Consider the following 20,124-nt stretch of genomic DNA (forward strand, 5'->3'; position numbering starts at 1 on the left):
CTGTTTAAGATTGAGAATTCATCGTCAGTAAGGCATCCTTTGGAGATGAGAGCGATAGTTCATAGATATAGGATGTCTGTCCAACATGAATTTCGTATTGGTTTTCTTCAAATGCACGCAATAAATCCTGTGCTACTATTTCCGGGCTGATTCCGTTTTCACCGCCTATTTCTTTTGAAAAATCAGTATTTACCAAAGGCGGCATTATTTCATAGACTTGTGTCGCATAAGTGCTTCTGTCCAAAGCAATTCGCAAAGATTGGGTATAAGAATGCAACGCAGCTTTGCTGGCAGAATACGTAATCAGGGTTTTACTTGGAACCAATGCTACGATAGAAGATACGTTTACGATTGCGGATTCCTTTTGTGAGTTCAGTACCGGCAGCAATTTTTCCGTAAGTCGTACGATAGAAAGATAATTGGTATTGATTTCATCTGAGGCTTTTGCAAAGGCGTCGGTATTTAATTCCAAAACATCGTAATATGAAGCATTTCCGGCATTATTGATTAGTACATTCAGATTAGGATATTCCTTTGCGATTATTTGTGCCAGCCTGTCTATATCTTCTTCTTTAGTAATATCCGCAGCTATAGCTGTAGTATTTTTTAGTGAAGCCGCAGCCTTGTTAAGCTTTTCTTCATTTCTTCCTGTAATAATGACTTGATTGTCATTTTGGGAGAATATTTTGGCGAATTCATATCCAATACCGGAACCGCCGCCTGTAATTAAGATTGTGTTTTTGCTCGTTTTCATGTTGTAAATTATTTATACCAATCGGTATATTTTTGATTAAAAAAAATTAGAATTCGTTTATGATGTTTCGCAAGGAAAGCATCAGTGTATTAAGGTAATTTATTTTTCCGGTAAGCTTTGCAATCATTACGGTACCTTCTATGATAGATAACATCAATAAGGCCGCTTCTTCGGGATTGGTTTCGGGCTTAAATTCTTTGTTGTCAATTCCATTCTGGATAATATGCGCCAGGCTGTCTTTCCATGTCAAAAATCCTTTTTTGGCTGCTTCTTTCAGTTGTGGGTGGGTGTCGTCTGCTTCAATTGCCGTATTCATAATCGGGCAGCCGCCAAGAATAAAATGTCGGGTGAAAAATTGCTCGTATAATTCGGGAAAAGTAAGGAGCTTGTCTTTATAGGTTTTCTTTTTGCTGATTTCCAAAGCAAACAAGTCCTGCATTTTCTTTTTGTTGTGCTCAAAAACTTCCAAGGCAACTTCATCCTTGTTTTTGAAATTTCCATAGATACTCCCTTTGGTAAGACCAGTAGCTTCCGTAATATCATTCATAGAGGTGCCCGCATAACCTTTAACGTTAAAGATGGGTGCTGTTTTTTCTATGATGTAGGATCTGGTTTTTTCTGCCTTGCCCATGATAGGATTAAATTTCGAAACAAAGGTAAATATACCGATTGGTATTATTTGTTAATTTTTGATTAAAGTTTTTATCGCCCTCGGAAAGTGCTTAGTAATCGGGCTTTTGCGTCTTTGCGACTTTGCGTGAAAATAGTTGCTCGCAAAGGCGCAGAGGCGCAAAGTTTATTATGAGATCTTAAAGTGAGCCATTTACTTTTTGCTTAGTACAATCCACCTGAAATTAAGAATTGTTTGAATTTCGCAATTTTTGCTTTGCTCAGCGCAATAACCGCATTCCACTTTGACAATAATTTTGCCTTATCAAATTCAAACAGAATCATTAATCTTTAAAAAACTAAATCATGGAAAATTCAAATCAGAAAGTTTGGTATATCACAGGAGCATCAAAAGGCTTGGGCTTGGCTCTGGTGAAACAGTTACTAAGCGAAGGTAAAAAAGTGGCGGCCACATCAAGAAGTTTAGAAGAACTTAGAAAAGCGATAGGAGATGCGGATAACTTTTTGCCTTTGCAGGTAAATCTTCTTAGTGAAGAAAGTATAGAAAAAAGCATACAAGCAACAGTGGGCCAATTTGGAAGTATTGATGTAGTCGTAAACAATGCAGGTTACGGTCTTGCAGGTGCTTTGGAAGAACTGAGCGATGCGGAAGCAAGACAGAACTTCGATGTCAATGTTTTCGGGTCTTTAAATGTAATCCGAAAAGCATTGCCTTATCTGAGAGAGCAGCAATCAGGACATATCTTTAATGTATCTTCTATTGGAGGATTCACGGGAGCTTTTCCTGGGTTTGGAATCTATTGTGCGACCAAATTTGCCGTACAAGGATTTACGGAGTCTTTGGCAGAAGAAGTAAAACCTTTCGGGATAAAAGCGACTATTGTTTCTCCAGGTTATTTCAGAACGGATTTCTTAAAAGACAGCTCGTTGAGTGTGCCTAAAAACCAACTTCAGGAATACAAGACAGTTAGAGAGGTCCAATCAGCTCATGAAAACGAAATCAATGGCAACCAGCAAGGTGATCCAAATAAAGCAGCATTGGCTTTTATCAGAACAGCCGAAATGGAAAATCCTCCGGTTCACTTGTTTTTAGGACAGGATGCTTATGCAATGGCCGAAATCAAAATACAAGCAGTAAAAGAAAATATGGAAGCGGTTCGGGAGTATGCCGCAGCTACCGGATTCGACAACTAATACATTCTTTTACGACGCAAGCCTTATTTATTAAACACAAACGAAAAAAAATGAAAACAGATAAAATTTGGTATGTAACAGGAGCCTCAAAAGGACTGGGACTTACATTAGTTAAAAAATTATTGGCAACAGGTTATAAAGTTGCCGCAACATCAAGAAATAGCGAAGCTTTAAGCGAAGCAGTAGGCGCCGGATCTTCAGAAAATTTCTTACCTTTGGAGGTAGATCTTGTAGATGAGCAGTCTGTGGCTGAATCCATTAGGAAAACACAGGAAGTTTATGGAAAGATTGACGTGATTGTGAACAATGCCGGTTATGGAATAGGAGGTGCTATTGAAGAATTGTCGCAAGAAGAAATTTCGGAAGCCTTTAATATCAATGTTTTCGGGACTATCAATGTCATCAAATACGCCATGCCTTATCTAAGAGCACAACGTTCCGGATATATTATCAATATTTCTTCTATAGCTGGCTTTGCGCCTGCAACGGGATGGTCTATTTATGCGGCGGCAAAACACGCCATCATTGGCTTATCAGAATCGTTAGCAGATGATGTAAGACAGCTTGGAACCAAAGTCACAGCAATTGCTCCGGGAGCATTCAGGACGCAGTTTTTGACAAAAGAATCGTTGGTATTTGCAGAAAACTCAATTGAAGACTATGAAGATGTTCATGCGTCACACGATAAGTTCCATACGATGAATGGCAATCAGTTAGGCGACCCTGAAAAAGCTGCAGAGGTAATGATTAATCTGGCTGAAAGCGATAATCCTCCTGTAAGATTATATCTTGGAAGCGATGCTTATAGAAGAGCGTCAGCAAAATTAGGAATGCTTACGCAGATGTTAGAAGATTGGAAAGATACCAGCCTTTCTACCGATTTTCAGGAATAATAGCCGTATTTGAATTTTACAATTGAAACTTACTATATATAACCAGCCTGTAAAAAGGCTGGTTCCCTAAAAAATAAAATTATGCCGAAGACCGAAACGATAGAGGATTTTTACAAACAAAAGCTCAATTACTTACCTGAGGATTTACAGCAAGGATTGGGTTATTTCAACGTTATTAGAGCCGAAGACTGCTATAAAAACGATGTATATGTCCCGATAAGTTATACAAGAAGAGATTTTTATAAAATAAGTCTGGCAAGAGGAAAAAATGTTTTCCATTATGCCGACAAAAGTCTTGAGGTCAACGGATCGGCACTTATTTTTTTCAACCCACAGGTGCCTTATACCGTTGAATCGTTGTCTGACGACCGATCAGGCTATTTCTGTATTTTCAAAGAATCGTTTTTTACGGAGTCCTTACGAAACAGCATTTCCAGCCTGCCCATGTTTAAAATAGGAGGTAAGCCGGCTTATATCCTTAATGAAGAGCAGGACAAGCAGATTAGTGATATTTTTTTAAGGATGATTAACGAAATCAATTCGGATTATGTTTACAAATACGACCTGATTCGGAATTACGTTACAGAAATGATCCATAGTGCAATGAAAATTGAGCCGTCTGAAAAACTGTACCAGCATCCGGATGCGAATTCAAGGATTACTTCTGTTTTTACCGAATTGCTGGAAAGACAGTTTCCTATTGAATCACCGTCACAGCGGTTCACGCTCCGTTCTGCCAAGGATTTTGCGGAAAAGCTGTATGTCCATGTCAATCACCTGAACCGTGCCATAAAAACGACTACCGGAAAGACAACAACCGATTTGATTTCACAACGATTGGTCAATGAAGCACAGGCATTATTAAAACATACGGATTGGAACATTTCGGAAATCAGTTACTGCCTGGGATTTGAAGAGCCGGCCCATTTTAATAACTTTTTCAAAAAGCAGATGCAGGTAGCGCCTTCGGCTTATCGTTCTGCATAAAACAAACAATTTTTCCCTATCATAAAAAAAGCCGACTTATTTCAAGTCGGCTTTTTCAATATTTCAAAATGTTTGAATTGTATAGCTAGACAGAAATTAGAAAAGTATCCCTGTTCATGTCAGAGGTATGATATTGCCAATAGGTTTTGAAAATATGCTGCAGTACTTTTTTCATTGCAGCATAATCGTTAGGTTTTTTGATATACACATTGGCACCTAATGTAAAAGTATCTTCCTGATCCTGTTCAGCAGATGAGGTTGAATATATGGCAATTGCGGTATCGGAATATTTCTCGTTGGCACGTATCAATCTCAAACAGTCTATTCCGGACATGAAGGGCATGTTGAGGTCCAGAAAGATGATGTCAGGGTCTGTAATTTCTTCACTGTTTAGGTAATCAATGAGCTCTTTTCCGTTTGGAAAAAAAACAAGATTGTAGTTCTCATTAATTTCGCTTACAGCTTCTTTAAATAAGTCGTATTCATCCCGGTCGTCATCGGCCAATACAATGTTAATCTTTTCTTCGAATAGTCTCATATTTAATACTAAATTTTTGATTTAAAATTAATTACAAGCAGAATTCAAATTAGTTTGTATTCCAAAGATAGAAAATGTAATTCCTAAATGAAGGTGTTTAGCTTTACTTTAACGTTGAAATATATAAATCCTAACGGCAATTGTATAATGGCTTTTTATCCGAAATGGCTTAAATTTATTAGAATCTGAAAAACAATTTAAAAAAGCTCACAATGGTTGCAATGTGCCAGTTTAAGATGCCAGAGAAATTGAAAATTGCAGGTGAAAACCTGGATGATGAGACAACAAGAGGCATTATTGATAAGATAGTAGACAGCCTGAAATCCGGTAAAGCCGAATTGTATAGGGTGGAATCGTTTTGCGATATAGAAAGCCAGTCAGAAGTAGAGAACGAAGCAAAGAAAGAACCGGCAACTTTTGTTGAGATTATCCTTATCCTTGACGAACATCAAATACAGGATTATAAGATTTATGATGCCTTGATAACCGATAAGGCCTTACAATGTTTTCGAGATGACGAGAATTATATTTCACGATATTGGATTAACGGAAACCAGGAACACATAGGTTTTGAAACCGAATTCTAATAAAAAAAGCCCGGACTCAATGCCGGGCTTTTTTTTATTCAAGATATCCAAAACGGCCGATATTAAAATCATTAAACGCTTGGATTATTTCTTGTTGCGTATTCATTACAAATGGGCCATGTGCCGCTATCGGTTCGTTAATAGGCTCACCGCCTAAAACCAATACTACTGCATCTTCTGATGCCTCAACTGTAAATTCTTCGCCTTCATTGGCAAATAATACAAAGTTATCTGTTGCGATTTTCTCACTGCCATTGACTTTGATACTTCCTTCCACTACTAAAAGTGCCGTATTATAAGAAGCCGGGAAATTAAATGTAGCAGTAGCACCTTTATGTAATTTTGCATTCAACAGATTAACAGGCGTAAATGTAGAGGCGGTTCCGGAAACTCCATTGTAGGTTCCCGCAATTACTTCTACAAATCCTTCGTCATTAGGCAACTGGAATTTGTTGATTGCGTTATTCGTAATCCCTTGGTATTTGGGAGCCGACATCTTGTCTTTTGCCGGTAAATTCACCCAAAGCTGTACCATCTGAAAATCACCGCCGTTTTTACTAAATTGCTCTTCATGATATTCTTTGTGAAGAATACCAGATGCGGCTGTCATCCATTGCACATCGCCTTCACCAATAACACCACTGTTGCCAGCGCTGTCATGATGCGCTACTTTTCCTTTGTAGGCAATAGTTACCGTTTCAAATCCTCTATGCGGATGGACGCCAACACCTCTTAATTCCTGTGTAGGAGGAAAGTAAAACTTAGAATTATAGTCCATCATAATAAAAGGACTCATGCGCTGCATGCTCAAACCCTGAGCAGACGGAATAAAGTTATGCACTCTGAAACCGTCTCCAACCATATGTGGAGCCGGTGGTGTAATTATGCGTTCTATTTTTTTTGTTGTCATGATACTCAATTTTTAGTGTGAAAAAGTGAATTTTCCTGATATTCAGGATGTCTGTCGATATAAGCATTGATAAACGGACAATAAGGCTTTACTTTTAAGCTGTTATCTTTAGCATAATCCAGGACATATTTCGCCAAAGCAGAAGCTATACCTTTACCTTCCAGTTCGGCAGGAACGATGGTGTGCATATAAGCAATGCCTCCGTCAAAAAGTTCGTATTTTACATACGCTGTTTTTCCGTCTAAACTGATTTCGAATCGTTTACGGCTTTCATTGTGTGTGATTGTATAGTCCATGATTGAAATATTTTTTAATACTGTAAAGGTAAGCAGTATCAAAATCATGGCTCTTGACCTAGGTTAAGAAATGCGTGGTGGTTAATCCCTGTTGAAGTTTTTGTTTGCCAGTTCTTTTCGAACTCTGCTTAAACCTTCTGGAGTAATGCCCAAGTAAGAAGCAATGAGCAGTTGAGGAACCCTGAGCGATAAGTCACGGTATGTTTCAATGAATTTCAAATATCTTTTTTCTGCCGATGCGCTTAGAAGATAATTGATTCTTTTTTCCATATGCCTGATGTTATTATGGAGTGCAAGCGTATTGACTATGGTAAAATTTTCAAATTTTTTGGAAGCAATATCGAAGAATTCTTTTTGTACATAAACGGCTTCGGTATTTTCCAAAGCATCAATATACATTTCTGAAGGTTCGTTAAAATAAAAGCTGCTTCGGTCTGCAATAATCCAGTTTTCCGGAGCAAATTGAATGGTGTGTTCTTTGCCCGATTCATCCATCGTATAGGAACGAAGGATTCCTTTGCATACAAAATAAGCTTTATCGCAAATTTCGCCTTCCTTTAATAGCAATTGACCTTTAGTAATATTGACAGTATGTACAAGATGCTCAACTTCTTCGTATTGGCTTTCGGTAGCACATTGAGTATCAATAATGTATTTTTTAAAGAGATCGGTCATGGGCTTTGGGATAGAGCAGTTACGAATTTAGGAAATAAAAGCGATTATTTAGATGCTAAGTTACAAAGGTGCTAAGTGGCTAAGGTTTTGTGATACTAAAATTATAAAAAAAGCCCCCGGAAAAGATTCCGAGAGCCAAGGGTTATTTAGAAAGGGGAGGAAATTTTATTTTACTGGAGTTCCGTCTTTAATTTCTTCGGAAGCTATTTTAACCAATTGTGCATTTTCAGGAATATCGCCAAAGATTTCAACACGGTCTTCTATTTCGCGGCCTTTTTGAACTTGCTTTCTGATAGTCTTGCCATTTTCAACCTGTAGTACAAAAGTTCCTTCGCTTGAAGTGACCAATGCCGTTTTAGGGATAACATAGTTGCTGTCTTGCGCTTTAAGTGGCAACAGAACTTCGGCCACCATTCCCGGCAATAATTTTTTAGTCGTATTGATAACATCCATTTCAACACGTTCTGAACGCAAGCGACTGTCTAAAGCACCCGACATACGAGCTACTTTTGCCTTCAGAATCTGCCCAGGCATTGATTTGACGGTGAAACTAATTTCATCTCCGTTTTTCAGGTAGCCTGTATACAATTCAGGAACATATACAGAAAGACGCAGTTTGCTTTGTTCCTGTAATGTAAACAAAGGTAGTTCTGAACCTTTTCCTGATGGGCCAACATAAGCGCCAAGGTTAACGTTACGGGCAGCAACGACGCCATCAAATGGAGCACGGATTTGTAGGTAGCCCTGAATGTTCTGTATTTCTTTGTAAGAAGCTTTGGCAGCTTGCAATTGAGCATAATCAGAATTTTTTCTGCCTTCAGCTTGTTCCAGGTCGTTTTTAGAAATTGTTCCTTCAACTTTGCTGGTTTCCAGTATTCTTTTGTAAGTACTGTTACTGGTCATATAGACTGCTTCCTGAGAACGGAGTCTTGATTCTGAAGCGGCAAGCTGCGAGCTGATTTCCGGTGCTTCTAAAACCATCAAAAGTTGTCCTTTTTTTACCTGGCTACCAATATCTACTTTAAGCTCTTTCACAAAGCTGCTTACTTTAGCGTAAATATCAACCTGCTGGAAACCTGTAAGTTCAGCAGGAATTCGAAGTTCAGTAGATAATTGCTCTTTGCTGATTTGAAAAGTTTCAATAGCAGCAGGTGCTGTTTCTTCCATTGGAGCTGCTTCAGCCTTGTCTGATGTACCACAGCTATTTAAGACAGCCAGTAGCAATAATAAGGCCGATGTTCTGTATAAATTATTTTTCATTGTGAGGGTGTAATGATGATATATAATGTTTGCTTTCTTTGTCTTCTGGATCAAGTGATACGGATTGTGTTGAGGTCTTGCCTTGTACCCATGCAAAAATCAGGGGCAAGATAATCAGCACCGTAAAAGTAGAAAATAATAAACCTCCAATAACGGCTCTTCCTAAAGGCGAAACCTGGTCGCCACCTTCACCATGGCCTATAGCCATTGGTAGCATTCCCGCAATCATGGCAACGCTGGTCATCAGGATAGGACGAAGCCTTAATGAAGCTGCTTCTCTGGCTGATAAGAGCGCATCGCCATTGTGTTTTCGTAGCTGTTCTGCATTCGTGACCAAAAGTACGGCATTGGCAATCGAAACTCCTACCGACATAATGATTCCCATATACGATTGCAGGTTTAATGTTGAACCGGTAATTATCAGAAGTAATAAAGAACCGAGAACTACAGCTGGAACAGTTGTCAGGATAACCAATGAGATACGGAACGATTGGAAATTGGCAGAAAGCATCAAGAAGATAACAACAATGGCTACTAATAATCCTGTTTGCAAGCTGCTCATCGTTTCTCCCAATACTTTACTTAATCCGATAGGCTCAATAAACAGACCTCTAGGCAATTCTCCTAAAGAAGCGATGGTTTTCTGAACGTCTTTAGAGGCTGTTCCTAAATCGGTTTGGTGAATATTGGCAGTTACAGAAATATAAGGCATTGCACCTAAGTTATCATTTTCACCATAGGTCATAGATGGCGTGATTGTAGCCACATCGCTTAAGACAGGTCTTGTCGAATTTTTAAGCAATGGAATTTCACCCATATCATGAACGCTTTTCATCTTATTTAAAGGAACCTGTACTTGTACGCTATAAGACAATCCTGCCTTTTCATCAATCCAGGTATTCTTTTCAGTATATCGGGAAGATGAGGTCGATGCAATCAAGGAACGTGAAATCTCATTCATGTCAACACCTACCTGGGCTGCACGGGTTCTGTCAATATTGATATCTAAAGACGGATATTTGATAGGCTGAGCAATCTGAACATCTCTGAAATAGCTAATTTTGTTCAGTTTGGCGATTATCTTATTAGCATATTCTTCATTTAGCTTTTTATTCTTTCCGGCAATTCGGACTTCAATTGGAGTAGGCGAACCCTGGCTCAATACCTTATCCGTTAGTTCGATAGGCTCGAATGAAATCTTCACATCAGGTAAGATTTTTTTAATCCTTTTGCGGAAACTGTCCTTAAATTCATCCATATCGGCATGATAATCTTTAAGTCCGATTTGGAAAACGGCTTCATGCGGACCAGCCGTAAACAGATAAATTGGTGATACAGAAAATAGGGAAGGGTGTTGCCCTACATAAATCGAGGAGATAGCAAGGTGTTCTTTGCCTACCATATTTTCAAGTTCCTTTAAAGCTTTTTGGGCTTTTTCTTCTGTACGTTCCAGACGAGTTCCATCAGCAGCGCGAAGTCGCATTTGGAATTGGCTCGAATTGACTTTAGGAAATACATCTTGTCCAATTACGTTAATCAGAAGTATTGCTAATCCGGTAATACCAAACAAATAGAAAAGCGTAACCGGTTTTCGAAGCGGGAATAAACGTTCCAGCATTCGCATGAATCGGTTTCTGAATCGTTCAAAACGGCTGATTTTACCGTCATTATTAAAATCATTTCTTTCAACTAATACTTTCTTTTGGTTGAATGTGTCTTCTTCTGATTCCGGTGTAAGTCCAGAAGCGATAAATTCAGCTTCATCGTCTGTTATTTCTGGGCCATGTTTTTGTTTAGGATGACTTTTCATCAGCCAGTTTGCCATAACCGGAACAAATGTCTGTGACAGCAGGAAGGAAATAATCATCGAGAAACCAATAGCCAGAGCCAGAGGTAAGAACAAAGCTCCCGGTATTCCTTTCATCGTAAATGCAGGGGCGAAAACGGCCAGGATACAAAGCAGGATCAGTAATTTTGGTAAGGCGATTTCTTTACAGGCATCCCATATGGCAAGAGCCTTGGGTTTTCCCATATCGAGATGCTGGTGTATGTTTTCAATAGTCACCGTACTTTCATCAACCAGAATACCAATCGCCAATGCCAATCCGCTGAGCGACATCAGGTTGATGGTTTGTCCAAATAATTTTAAGAACAGTACGCCCGAAATAATAGAAATAGGAATAGTAAGGATTACGATAATCGCTGCCCTACGGTCTCCTAAAAATAGAAGTACCATCAATCCTGTCAGTACCGCACCAATAATTCCTTCTGTAACCAAGCTTTTAACGGAATTGATTACATAAACTGATTGGTCAAATTCATAAGACAGTTTTACATCTTCAGGAAGCGTGCTTTGTATTTTTGGCAAATCGGCCTTTAATTTTTGTACGACATCCCAGGTAGAAGCGTCTCCAGCTTTTGCAATACTCACATAAACAGAGCGTTTTCCGTTAACCAAAGCATATCCTGCAGTAATATCGGCACCGTCTTTTACAGTAGCTACATCGCCAAGATACAAGTTTTGAATACCACCCTTGAATAATGGAATTTTCTCAAAATCCTTAATTTCCTTGATCGTATTATTAGTTGGCGTGATATAATTCTGGTCGCCAATCCTTACGTTTCCTGAAGGAGCTGTCTGGTTATTGATACGGATGGCATCTACAATCTGATCAGGTGTAAGATTGTGCGAGCGTAGCATATCAGGGTCGACATTTATTTCGATAGTTCTTGGACTTCCTCCAAAAGGCGGAGGCGATAGTAATCCGGGAATCGAAGTAAAAGAAGCACGCACATATACGTTAGCCAAATCCTGCAATTCATTGTTGGAACGTGTTTTACTGCTTAATACCAATTGTCCGACAGGAAGGGAAGAAGCGTCAAAACGGATAATAAACGGTGGCTGAGATCCAGGAGGGAAAGCAGCCTGAATCCTGTTGGAAAGCGCACTTAATTCGGCAGCAGCTTGTGCCATGTTAGTGTCCTCATAATAGGTCACTTTCATCAATGTCAATCCTTGTATGTTTTTAGTTTCAATCGACTTGACACCATTGGCAAAAAGCATGACGTTGACATAGTTTTTTGCAAAATAGGATTCCATCTGGTTTGGAGTATAACCTCCAAAAGGGTGGGCCAGATAAATTACCGGAAGGTTCATCTTTGGCAAGATGTCTACTTTTACATCACGGACGGCACCAATACCGAAGAAGAATAGTCCGGCTACGAGTACCAATATGGAGATAGGTTTGCGAAGTGCAAAACGTATTAAATTCATCAGTCGTAAAAATTAAAATTCATTAATAAATAATTCAAAATCTCCTGTAGCAGCGGCTTTCATCAAAAGTGACTGCCATACGTTGGTATAAATAATATCCCGGTCAATTTCGGCACGGTTTAGCGTATAAAGCGTTTGTGTCACATCAACAAGATTGGTCAGCCCGTTTTTATAGAGCGTTGTTTTTTGAAGATAGGCCTGTTCGGCAGCTTTTACTTGTTTTGGAGCTTCGACATAATTATCCATTGCATATTTAATCTTGGCATCGGCTGCATCAGATTGCGTTTTGAGTTGCTGGTCAATCACATTGTATTCTTCCTGCAACCCTTCAGATATCAGCTTTTGAGCACTTACTTTCTTGCTTGAGCGGGCTATGGACGTAAGATTCCAACTTACACCAACACCAAGAAGGTAGTTCTGACGATCTGGACTAACGCCATCGAAGTAATTACGGGTATACGAATTCTGGTCGACTGCATAATTCGAATTGAATCCGGAAGCACGGGTCTGATACACACCAAAAAGGCTGAAAGTTGGATAATACTCTCTTTTGAATAGTTTGACTTGCTGTTTGCTGAAATCGATTCTGCTTTTATAGTATTGCAAGATAGGATTTAGCGTATCGTTTGCCGTTTCGAGTCCTAATATTGATTTTGGAATCTGTTTTACGAATGTGCTGTCAAGAACAAAGTCTTTAATGTCAGTTCCCATTAGGGCAACCAGCTTATTATTCAAATCTTTAACCTGATCTTTTCCTTGGTTTAGCATAATCTTAGCCCGTGATACTTCAGCAGAAGCCAAAGTTGAATCTACGCCAGGAAGTAATCCGTTTTTTACTCGTGCAGCCGCTATTTTTTGGAAAACGATGGCACGGTCAAGATTTTTTTCCTGAGAAATCAGCAGTCTTTGGCTCGCCAATAAGTTGAGGTAGGCAGCAGAAATTTTTACTTTATGCTGGAACTGTTCCTGTTCAAAATCTTTTTCAGAGCGTTCTGCATCTGCCTTTGCCAGGTTGATGCGTTGTTTAGCCTTTCCAAAGGTGAAGAAATCCCAGTTCATATTAACCAGATACAAAGCTCCAAAAGCCGCATTCCAGTTTTGTTCCGGTAGTGGCAGTCCGGAAGAAGCTACACCAAGTCCACCAAAACCGTATAAAGGTCCGTTTTGACCATTTACAGTTCCATAATCTTGTTGGGCAGCTAGATTTAAGTTAGGCAGATAGTCTCTGCGTGCTTGTTTTACGCTTTCTTTGGAAGCCTCTGCATATTTGCTTTTTGCTTTTAGGGTTCCATAATTAGCCATTCCCGTTTCTACAGCTTCTTTCAGGCTAAGGGTTTGGGAAAACCCTTGAAAGAAAAAGAGGGATAGAAGGAAAAGACTTATTTTTTTTGTAGTCATTTTTTAAGCCTGATATAAGTTTGAAAGCGCAAATTTACAGCAGACACGTTTCAGCAAGGTATTTTAAATGATAAATCGTGGATAAAAAATGACGAATTCAATTGGTCATTAAATACCATAAGAATTTAATAATAAATCGTTAATTTGTAGCCTCAATTGCAAAAAATGAAATGGAAAGTCGATAATGTGTTGGATAATAAATGGTGGCAGGAAGTTGCAATATTGCTGTTTTCATTCTCTATTTTTTCTTTAAAGAACGATTGGATCTTATTTAATTCTCCAATTGCTGTCTTAACCGGTGTAGGCTATTATCTGATGCTGTATTTTCATGCTCAGGCCAACCGCTTTTTTTTACTGCCTATATTGGTAAAAAAGCACAAAGGGCTTTTATATCTGGGATTGACCATACTTCTGGCTCTTATTTTTTCGGTTATTGTGTATCAGATTTCATCAGTTTGGATTACTAAAGCTTCGTCTTTATATGAATTCTCACACCAGAAAAGCTACCAATATCAGCTGGCAACAGTCGTAGGTACGCTAATCTGTATTTTAGGACCAGTTATGTTTCTTAAATTTTACAGAGAAGAAAAAAGGAAGAGGGAAGAAGCCTTGCTGTTTAACCAAATGCAGCTCAACTCGCTAAGAAGTCAATTGAACCCGCATTTTCTTTTTAATACTTTTAATACGCTTTACGGAATCAGTCTTGAATTCCCGGAAAGAACTCCGGATCTTATCATGAAAGTATCGCAGCTGATGCGCTACCAGCTGGAAAGCAATGCAAAACAATGCGTATCTTTAGATGAGGAATTGTCGTTTATCAACAGTTATATACAGCTGGAGAAAGAGCGTGTAGGCTATCGTTGCGAGATTACTTATGAAAGTAGAATCGATAATGAAAATGCGTATAAAATTTCTCCGATGTTGCTAATTGCTTTTGTAGAAAATGCATTCAAACACGGAACTTGCGCCATTGAAAACTGCTATGTACATATTACCATAGTCGTAGAAAAAGGAAAGCTCTGTTTGAAAATCCGAAATTCCATACCTGAAAAAAAAGTAAATGTGGTTTCGACGGGAATTGGACTCAAGAATACTACAGAGCGCCTAAAAATTATTTACGGCAATGAACATAAGCTGGATATCAATAATACGGGCAAGGAATATAGTGTCGATTTAGAACTTCCCTTGAAAAAACTGGCCGAATGATAAAGGATCCTAAAAAATGCATTATCGTTGATGATGAGCCTGCGGCCCATTATGTGCTGACGAATTATATCCGGCAGAATCCGGAACTGGAACTCGTACATCAATGTTATAATGGTATTGAAGCGATGAATTATATTCGGGAAAACCCAGTCGATTTGATGTTTCTCGATATTGATATGCCTGAAATAACAGGATTAGAACTGCTAAAGATTCTTCCGTCACAGCCTAAGACTATTCTGACTACGGCCTATTCAGAATTTGCTCTGGAAAGTTATGATTATGGTGTAATTGATTATTTGCTTAAACCTATTTATTTTCCCCGTTTTCTGAAATCTATCGAACGCTTTTTTTCTTTTTATGCCGAAAAAAAGACGATGGTTTCCAATTTATTTATCAGCATAAAGGCAGATGGTGGCCTGATTGATCTTGATGTGAGGAAAATACTTTTTGCACAGAGTTATGGCAACTATGTCAAGATTTTTACATTGGGAAAAACGTATCTGGCTTCCATGACTACTAACGAATTGGAAGCAAACCTGCCGGAAGGACAGTTTTTACGTGTTCATAAATCCTATATAGTGGCTGTAGACAAGATTGAAGAAAATGAAAGAGATGTACTCGTCGTGAACAGCCAAAAAATTCCGGTAGGTATTACTTACAGAAGAGAACTTGAACGTGTGCTTGCCCGATAGGGTTTACTTGATTTCTGCTTCTATATTATAAATTCTTTTGATTTCCTGCATGGCGCGATTGCTCAGGAAATATTTTGTTATCATAGAGTCGCTATATTCCTTCTTATATTCCTTTAGCTGTTCTGGTGTTAGTATGCTTCTGAATTCATTTTCAGATTGAAAGATAACAGGTGCAATCTCAGAATTTTTCAGTTTGATTTTTCCAAGATTGTCCTTTTCCTTTTTCCAAATAGCGATGGCCAATTCTTCCTGTTCTCCACTTAACGGAAGAAATGAAATAGAACTGATCTTATGTTTTATAAAGTCAACTTCGGTTTCGGCTGCATTGGATTTGGCATTAACCATAGTTATTGTTTTGGTTATCCTGCAGCTGCTTAGTGTTGTGAAGCCGATTAAAAAAAGAAGGAAAAATGATTTTTTCATTGATGATTTGGTATTTTGCTGTTACAGTTTTTGACTGGATAGGTATATTAAGGGCTAAAAGTACGGTAAATTTACCCTATTTTAGCCCTGACAATCAAATGTAATATTAGAAGCTATATCCGATTCTTAGTCCTGCTCTGAATACAAAGTTATCGATGTTTTTGTTGTCTACATCACCTTTACCTTTTACTTCCCATTTCCAGTTAGCTCCGATATATGGGTCGATGCTTACACTTTTTCCAATCATGAATTTGTAACCTACGTTTGGATTAATGATACTCCAGTAAGAATAAGTTCCATCAAACTTTCCTAAACCGCCAATATTTTCGTCAAATTTTATATTTCCATAAGAAATAAAATTTTCAGCATAAAAACCGTCCCATTTTCCTTTTTCAATATAGGTTCTACTTCCCAATTCAATTACAAAACCGGTTCCGTCTACATCTATAATATCGTTGTCATAATTCATCATCCCATAAGAAAGATTCAATATGTTGGAAGAGTTTCTTCCGCTGTCTAAATTTTTGCTTTTATACTCAATACTCAATCCGGCTTGTGAAGGATCTGAAAAGGTGGAATTACCAGAAATAGTGAATCTTGGTTTTAGCCCAGATGTTTCTGTGTTGTCATTTTGTTTTTCTTGCGCAAAACTGAATGTTGGCAATAAGATAGCTAGAAGTAAAATACGTTTCATTTTTATATGTTTTAAAGTTTGTGTTTTGGGTGCCGATTAAAAACCGACTTCTATTAGCATAGACGCTACTCGTTTGAAAATGGTTGCATAGGCCGTGAAAAAAAATAATAATCTTACCCAAATGACCCTCGATATTGTCGCATTTTGCCCCTTTAAACTAATCAAAAAGGACGGATATTTGTAATGGATGGTCTGATAATCAGTCCACAACAACTAAAAAACAATACAACTATGAAAAGGCAAGAATTTTCGATAGAATTAGATGCACCACGTGAAAAAGTATGGGATATCTTATGGGGAAAAGAAACATATCCGCAATGGACAGCTCCATTTAGCGAAGGATCAAGAGCAGAAACCGATTGGAAAGAAGGTAGTAAGGTGCTTTTCCTGAATGCCGATAATGAAGGTATGGTAGCCAGAATTGCTAAAAATATTCCTAATGAATATATGTCCATTGAACATATAGGTGTTATGATGGATGGAATCGAGCATACAGAAAATGAAAAGAGTAACGACTGGGCAGGAGCACTTGAAAACTACACCCTGAAAACAGTAAATGGTAAAACACTGCTTATGGTTGATATGGGTGTAACCGAAGAATATGAGGATTTTTTTAATGAAACCTGGCCGGTAGCGTTAGGCAAAATCAAGGAATTGTCTGAAAAGAAATAAAGGTAAGTTTCAGAAAAGCCTGCTACTTTAATTCGGAATAATAAGTTCTAATTTCTATATTTGTAAACACTTAAGTTTAAATAGTTCGATATCAATATATTGCTTGAACTTATAATTGTTTTCAATTATATAGGATTTGAATTAGTTACTTAAATTATGCAAGCAATGAGCCCCATGAAAATGGGGCTTTTGTTGTAATTAGCACTATTTTATTATGTTTATAGCTTCTCTTACTTTAGAAAGATCTGGCTGATGTTTTTTGCATTCTTGTACGCCTTCTGGATAAAGTACTCTTATAAAATCATTATAGTCATTGCAATTTTTAAAGATATTGAATTCTTTATTTTTTACATCCCAGACAATACCTTTTAGGTTTTCTAAAGTACTGCCAATTGCACCTCCCACGGCACCTCCATTCAGAGCAAAACCTCGTGCCCATTTATTAGCGAGACTTGCCTCTGTATAATAATAATTTTCTCCCATAGTCTTAACTCTGACAAAACCATTAGGGTAATAATTGGTTTGAGCTCTGTCAGTCTTATTTCGGTTACTCAAAATTGCCTGGGTCTGGAAATACATTTCTCCTTTGTAGCAAACAGCAAACACTTTTTTTAGCTTTTTGTCTTCATTTTTTAGATAAAAATAGCAATCACTAGGAATATGATCTACAATTTCCTCCTTTTCAAAACCAACTAATTCTTTAGGAATTACAAGAGCTGTGGAGCTTGGCATTTTGTTTATGAAATCTTCTTTAGTATGATAAATACCATTCGGATATCCGTTTGGTGTAAAAGCCGGATCTTCTTTTTTAGGAGCTGGTTTTTTGGCAATAGTATCTGCCTTAGTTTTCTCTACGAGTATTCCCTGAGAAAGCTCGTTTGAAATAATGATGTTTCGGTTTGTAAAGACTCTGTTGTGCTTTTCATCATCAACAGATTTGACTGTGTTCATCGCAATTTCTTTCTTTTCACCCGTTGCTGGTTCTATATAACGAAACTGTTTTCCTGCAAGCTCTAATGTTTCAAATTTTATTTTTTCATTAGTTGCTAATGTCATGACTCCTTTATCAGCAAGAATGTCCTGCGCATTACAGTAGCCTATTGTCATTAAAAAAAATAGAAGCAGTGCTCGTTTCATTTTCAGTATTTATTTAAGTTTAAGTAAGTAAAATCGTCTGTTAATTGGATGCAAATATAGAATAACATGCTTTATATCAAATAGCGATCTGTAAAAAAAAACGGATGCTATTTAGGACTCATAATTCATAAGTTGGAAAATATTTTTTTTCTTGATTAATTATCGTAAAACAATAATTAATTATATATTTGCAGAAAATAATTTAATAAAATGAAAGAAGTTCGTCTTGTTGCCTCTTGTTTGTTTTATCTTTCAAGAGTAATAGCTATCCCATATTTGGCGACATCAGCGTATTGTATTATCAGCTTTTTATTTCCTATCGGGTCATTGCAGTTGGTTGATGAAGGAAAGAAGTTTGTAATCTTATATCCTTTTACCAATAGGCGTTTTTTGCTAGGCGATGATTATGCCTTTTATTACATTTTCGAGATGATTGCCTTTATAGGATTATATGGCCTGTTTTTCTGGTTACTGGGCAATATTTTCACCACTTTTAGAGAGAAGAAATTGTTTACTCATCAAGGAGTGAAAAGGCTGCGTATTTTTTACCTGCTCAACTTTATTGTTCCATTGCCTTTTTTAATCGGGCATATTATTTTTTCCTATGAAGTTGAAATTCTTGTCACTTTAGCAGCATTGCATTTTGTTGTAGGTATATTTGCCTATTTCATGGCCGTGATATTCAAGCAGGGGCTGAATCTGCAAACCGAACAAGACTTATATATATAAACCATGCCTATTATTGTAAATATTGATGTAATGCTCGCAAAGCGTAAAATGCAGAGCAAAGAATTGGCTGAGATACTGGATATCACTCCGGCCAATTTATCTATTCTAAAAACAGGAAAGGCTAAAGGTATACGTTTTGAATCTTTAGAGGCAATCTGCAAGGCTTTGGATTGCCAACCCGGAGATATTTTAGAGTACAGGGAGGAATAACTTTCAATCATAATTAGCGCATAAAAAAGCACGCCCAAAACGGGTGCAGGAAATCTATTGTCTAATAAAATCATCAAAAAATCAAAAAATGAACAGTTTACAAATCAAAAACTTAAACAAAACGTATGGCAATGGCGTAGAGGCTATGCAGGATATTTCTTTGGAAATAGGCAACGGTATTTTTGGATTGCTTGGCCCTAATGGTGCAGGAAAATCTACTCTCATGAAAACAATTGCAGGATTGCAGACTCCTGATACGGGAAGGATCCTCTTTAATGATGTTGATATCGTAGCAGACCCGGGGTTTGTCAAACAGCAATTAGGATATCTGCCGCAAGATTTTGGGGTTTATCCTAAAATCAGCGCTTATGATTTATTAGAGCATCTGGCTGTATTAAAAGGAGTAGGAGATAAAAAATCAAGAAAAGAGCAGATTTATGCACTTCTTGAAAAAACCAATTTGTTTAATGAACGAAATAAGGCAGTAAGTTCTTTTTCTGGCGGAATGCGACAGCGTTTTGGCGTAGCGCAATCATTACTTGGAAATCCTCAGATTATTATAGTTGATGAACCTACAGCAGGTCTTGACCCAGAAGAACGCAATAGATTCAATAATTTATTAAGCGAAATAGGAGAGCAGGTGATCGTCATTCTTTCAACCCATTTGGTTGAAGATGTTAGGAATTTGTGCACGAAAATGGCAATTATCAATAAAGGGAAAGTGTTGGCCTATGGAAATCCGGAAGTCTTTATTAAAGAGTTGGAAGCATGTATCTGGACAAAAAGTATTGATAAAAGCGAACTGCCTACTTATAAGGAAAAATTTGAGGTGATAGCCACGCAGTTGAATGCCGGAAAACTATACCTGCAGATTTATTCTAAAAAGAATCCTGATAACGGTTTTGTAACGAAGCAAGCCGATCTTGAAGCTGTTTATTTTGCGCAACTCCATAATGCCAAGTGAT

General features: G+C 37.8%; 22 protein-coding genes. 10 read left to right on the top strand and 12 right to left on the bottom strand.

The genetic code is table 11. The features are described from left to right. Positions 1-4: 4 nt before the first annotated feature. Both FJA49_RS04645 and FJA49_RS04650 read right to left on the bottom strand, forming a co-directional pair. Positions 5-754, bottom strand: coding sequence for an SDR family oxidoreductase (locus tag FJA49_RS04645; protein ID WP_139999353.1), 750 nt, complete (start codon positions 752-754; stop codon positions 5-7). 46 nt (positions 755-800) lie between these two features. Beyond that, positions 801-1,385, bottom strand: coding sequence for a TetR/AcrR family transcriptional regulator (locus FJA49_RS04650; protein ID WP_139999355.1), 585 nt, complete (start codon positions 1,383-1,385; stop codon positions 801-803). Positions 1,386-1,729: 344 nt separating this feature from the next. On the opposite strand from FJA49_RS04650, the gene FJA49_RS04655 reads away from it, so the two are divergent. From FJA49_RS04655 to FJA49_RS04665, 3 genes are all read left to right on the top strand, one after another. Continuing rightward, the gene (locus FJA49_RS04655) at positions 1,730-2,578 is read left to right on the top strand and encodes an SDR family oxidoreductase (protein ID WP_139999357.1); all 849 of its coding nucleotides are present in this window, start codon (positions 1,730-1,732) and stop codon (positions 2,576-2,578) included. 50 nt (positions 2,579-2,628) lie between these two features. Beyond that, entirely contained in the window at positions 2,629-3,471 is an 843-nt protein-coding gene (locus FJA49_RS04660) for an SDR family NAD(P)-dependent oxidoreductase (protein WP_139999359.1), read from the top strand. A gap of 81 nt (positions 3,472-3,552) precedes the next feature. Further along, the gene (locus FJA49_RS04665; RefSeq protein ID WP_139999361.1) at positions 3,553-4,458 is read left to right on the top strand and encodes an AraC family transcriptional regulator; all 906 of its coding nucleotides are present in this window, start codon (positions 3,553-3,555) and stop codon (positions 4,456-4,458) included. A gap of 85 nt (positions 4,459-4,543) precedes the next feature. Here the strand turns inward: FJA49_RS04665 and FJA49_RS04670 are convergent, their stop codons facing one another. Continuing rightward, complete coding sequence (locus FJA49_RS04670) at positions 4,544-4,996, bottom strand: response regulator (RefSeq protein ID WP_139999363.1); 453 nt, start codon at positions 4,994-4,996, stop codon at positions 4,544-4,546. Between the two features lie 212 nt (positions 4,997-5,208). Between FJA49_RS04670 and FJA49_RS04675 the strand changes: the two genes are divergently transcribed. Continuing rightward, positions 5,209-5,583, top strand: a complete 375-nt coding sequence (locus tag FJA49_RS04675; RefSeq protein ID WP_139999365.1) for a hypothetical protein — start codon at positions 5,209-5,211, stop codon at positions 5,581-5,583. Positions 5,584-5,617: 34 nt separating this feature from the next. On the opposite strand, the gene FJA49_RS04680 is transcribed toward FJA49_RS04675, so the two are convergent. The 6 genes from FJA49_RS04680 to FJA49_RS04705 form a co-directional block, all read right to left on the bottom strand. Continuing rightward, positions 5,618-6,493 (bottom strand): pirin family protein, encoded by an 876-nt coding sequence (locus tag FJA49_RS04680; RefSeq protein ID WP_139999367.1) that lies wholly within the window; start codon positions 6,491-6,493, stop codon positions 5,618-5,620. A gap of 5 nt (positions 6,494-6,498) precedes the next feature. Beyond that, positions 6,499-6,789, bottom strand: a complete 291-nt coding sequence (locus FJA49_RS04685; RefSeq protein ID WP_139999369.1) for a GNAT family N-acetyltransferase — start codon at positions 6,787-6,789, stop codon at positions 6,499-6,501. A gap of 81 nt (positions 6,790-6,870) precedes the next feature. Then, entirely contained in the window at positions 6,871-7,464 is a 594-nt protein-coding gene (locus tag FJA49_RS04690) for a Crp/Fnr family transcriptional regulator (protein WP_139999371.1), read from the bottom strand. Between the two features lie 165 nt (positions 7,465-7,629). Further along, the gene (locus FJA49_RS04695; RefSeq protein WP_139999373.1) at positions 7,630-8,724 is read right to left on the bottom strand and encodes an efflux RND transporter periplasmic adaptor subunit; all 1,095 of its coding nucleotides are present in this window, start codon (positions 8,722-8,724) and stop codon (positions 7,630-7,632) included. Continuing rightward, positions 8,714-11,998 carry an efflux RND transporter permease subunit gene (locus FJA49_RS04700; protein WP_139999375.1) on the bottom strand — a complete coding sequence of 1,095 codons (3,285 nt, stop codon included), beginning with the start codon at positions 11,996-11,998 and terminating at the stop codon, positions 8,714-8,716. The genes FJA49_RS04695 and FJA49_RS04700 overlap by 11 nt, the downstream gene beginning before the upstream one ends. 12 nt (positions 11,999-12,010) lie before the next feature. Then, positions 12,011-13,396 carry a TolC family protein gene (locus FJA49_RS04705; RefSeq protein WP_139999377.1) on the bottom strand — a complete coding sequence of 462 codons (1,386 nt, stop codon included), beginning with the start codon at positions 13,394-13,396 and terminating at the stop codon, positions 12,011-12,013. 165 nt (positions 13,397-13,561) lie between these two features. Between FJA49_RS04705 and FJA49_RS04710 the strand changes: the two genes are divergently transcribed. Together FJA49_RS04710 and FJA49_RS04715 are read left to right on the top strand one after the other, a co-directional pair. Further along, positions 13,562-14,602, top strand: a complete 1,041-nt coding sequence (locus FJA49_RS04710) for a sensor histidine kinase (RefSeq protein WP_139999379.1) — start codon at positions 13,562-13,564, stop codon at positions 14,600-14,602. Beyond that, positions 14,602-15,294 carry a LytR/AlgR family response regulator transcription factor gene (locus tag FJA49_RS04715; RefSeq protein WP_139999690.1) on the top strand — a complete coding sequence of 231 codons (693 nt, stop codon included), beginning with the start codon at positions 14,602-14,604 and terminating at the stop codon, positions 15,292-15,294. Before FJA49_RS04710 ends, FJA49_RS04715 begins: the two co-directional genes overlap by 1 nt. A gap of 3 nt (positions 15,295-15,297) precedes the next feature. Here FJA49_RS04715 and FJA49_RS04720 read toward each other — a convergent pair whose 3' ends face one another. Further along, on the bottom strand, positions 15,298-15,717 hold the full coding sequence (locus FJA49_RS04720; protein ID WP_139999381.1) for a hypothetical protein: 420 nt from the start codon (positions 15,715-15,717) through the stop codon (positions 15,298-15,300). A gap of 106 nt (positions 15,718-15,823) precedes the next feature. Continuing rightward, positions 15,824-16,411 carry an autotransporter domain-containing protein gene (locus tag FJA49_RS04725; RefSeq protein WP_139999383.1) on the bottom strand — a complete coding sequence of 196 codons (588 nt, stop codon included), beginning with the start codon at positions 16,409-16,411 and terminating at the stop codon, positions 15,824-15,826. A 231-nt stretch (positions 16,412-16,642) separates the two neighbouring features. Here FJA49_RS04725 and FJA49_RS04730 point away from each other — a divergent pair, with 231 nt between their 5' ends. Beyond that, complete coding sequence (locus FJA49_RS04730; RefSeq protein ID WP_139999385.1) at positions 16,643-17,083, top strand: SRPBCC family protein; 441 nt, start codon at positions 16,643-16,645, stop codon at positions 17,081-17,083. Positions 17,084-17,287: 204 nt separating this feature from the next. Here FJA49_RS04730 and FJA49_RS04735 read toward each other — a convergent pair whose 3' ends face one another. Then, entirely contained in the window at positions 17,288-18,220 is a 933-nt protein-coding gene (locus FJA49_RS04735; protein ID WP_139999387.1) for a hypothetical protein, read from the bottom strand. A gap of 210 nt (positions 18,221-18,430) precedes the next feature. On the opposite strand from FJA49_RS04735, the gene FJA49_RS04740 reads away from it, so the two are divergent. The 3 genes from FJA49_RS04740 (at position 18,431) to FJA49_RS04750 (ending at position 20,123) form a co-directional block, all read left to right on the top strand. Continuing rightward, a complete protein-coding gene (locus FJA49_RS04740) occupies positions 18,431-18,949 on the top strand; it encodes a DUF2975 domain-containing protein (RefSeq protein WP_139999389.1) in 519 nt (172 codons plus the stop codon). A 3-nt stretch (positions 18,950-18,952) separates the two neighbouring features. Beyond that, complete coding sequence (locus FJA49_RS04745; RefSeq protein ID WP_139999391.1) at positions 18,953-19,159, top strand: helix-turn-helix domain-containing protein; 207 nt, start codon at positions 18,953-18,955, stop codon at positions 19,157-19,159. An 88-nt stretch (positions 19,160-19,247) separates the two neighbouring features. Then, on the top strand, positions 19,248-20,123 hold the full coding sequence (locus tag FJA49_RS04750) for an ABC transporter ATP-binding protein (protein WP_139999393.1): 876 nt from the start codon (positions 19,248-19,250) through the stop codon (positions 20,121-20,123). Position 20,124: the final 1 nt, after the last annotated feature.

The sequence above is a fragment of the Flavobacterium microcysteis genome, assembly GCF_006385255.1.
In the GTDB taxonomy this organism is placed as follows: domain Bacteria; phylum Bacteroidota; class Bacteroidia; order Flavobacteriales; family Flavobacteriaceae; genus Flavobacterium; species Flavobacterium microcysteis.

What these genes read in the sequence shown, in the direction of transcription:
- FJA49_RS04645 (WP_139999353.1), bottom strand. Translation starts at nt 754, where the DNA reads ATGAAAACGAGCAAAAACACAATCTTAATTACAGGCGGCGGTTCCGGT.
- FJA49_RS04650 (WP_139999355.1), bottom strand. Translation starts at nt 1,385, where the DNA reads ATGGGCAAGGCAGAAAAAACCAGATCCTACATCATAGAAAAAACAGCA.
- FJA49_RS04655 (WP_139999357.1), top strand. Translation starts at nt 1,730, where the DNA reads ATGGAAAATTCAAATCAGAAAGTTTGGTATATCACAGGAGCATCAAAA.
- FJA49_RS04660 (WP_139999359.1), top strand. Translation starts at nt 2,629, where the DNA reads ATGAAAACAGATAAAATTTGGTATGTAACAGGAGCCTCAAAAGGACTG.
- FJA49_RS04665 (WP_139999361.1), top strand. Translation starts at nt 3,553, where the DNA reads ATGCCGAAGACCGAAACGATAGAGGATTTTTACAAACAAAAGCTCAAT.
- FJA49_RS04670 (WP_139999363.1), bottom strand. Translation starts at nt 4,996, where the DNA reads ATGAGACTATTCGAAGAAAAGATTAACATTGTATTGGCCGATGACGAC.
- FJA49_RS04675 (WP_139999365.1), top strand. Translation starts at nt 5,209, where the DNA reads ATGGTTGCAATGTGCCAGTTTAAGATGCCAGAGAAATTGAAAATTGCA.
- FJA49_RS04680 (WP_139999367.1), bottom strand. Translation starts at nt 6,493, where the DNA reads ATGACAACAAAAAAAATAGAACGCATAATTACACCACCGGCTCCACAT.
- FJA49_RS04685 (WP_139999369.1), bottom strand. Translation starts at nt 6,789, where the DNA reads ATGGACTATACAATCACACACAATGAAAGCCGTAAACGATTCGAAATC.
- FJA49_RS04690 (WP_139999371.1), bottom strand. Translation starts at nt 7,464, where the DNA reads ATGACCGATCTCTTTAAAAAATACATTATTGATACTCAATGTGCTACC.
- FJA49_RS04695 (WP_139999373.1), bottom strand. Translation starts at nt 8,724, where the DNA reads ATGAAAAATAATTTATACAGAACATCGGCCTTATTATTGCTACTGGCT.
- FJA49_RS04700 (WP_139999375.1), bottom strand. Translation starts at nt 11,998, where the DNA reads ATGAATTTAATACGTTTTGCACTTCGCAAACCTATCTCCATATTGGTA.
- FJA49_RS04705 (WP_139999377.1), bottom strand. Translation starts at nt 13,396, where the DNA reads ATGACTACAAAAAAAATAAGTCTTTTCCTTCTATCCCTCTTTTTCTTT.
- FJA49_RS04710 (WP_139999379.1), top strand. Translation starts at nt 13,562, where the DNA reads ATGAAATGGAAAGTCGATAATGTGTTGGATAATAAATGGTGGCAGGAA.
- FJA49_RS04720 (WP_139999381.1), bottom strand. Translation starts at nt 15,717, where the DNA reads ATGAAAAAATCATTTTTCCTTCTTTTTTTAATCGGCTTCACAACACTA.
- FJA49_RS04725 (WP_139999383.1), bottom strand. Translation starts at nt 16,411, where the DNA reads ATGAAACGTATTTTACTTCTAGCTATCTTATTGCCAACATTCAGTTTT.
- FJA49_RS04730 (WP_139999385.1), top strand. Translation starts at nt 16,643, where the DNA reads ATGAAAAGGCAAGAATTTTCGATAGAATTAGATGCACCACGTGAAAAA.
- FJA49_RS04735 (WP_139999387.1), bottom strand. Translation starts at nt 18,220, where the DNA reads ATGAAACGAGCACTGCTTCTATTTTTTTTAATGACAATAGGCTACTGT.
- FJA49_RS04740 (WP_139999389.1), top strand. Translation starts at nt 18,431, where the DNA reads ATGAAAGAAGTTCGTCTTGTTGCCTCTTGTTTGTTTTATCTTTCAAGA.
- FJA49_RS04745 (WP_139999391.1), top strand. Translation starts at nt 18,953, where the DNA reads ATGCCTATTATTGTAAATATTGATGTAATGCTCGCAAAGCGTAAAATG.
- FJA49_RS04750 (WP_139999393.1), top strand. Translation starts at nt 19,248, where the DNA reads ATGAACAGTTTACAAATCAAAAACTTAAACAAAACGTATGGCAATGGC.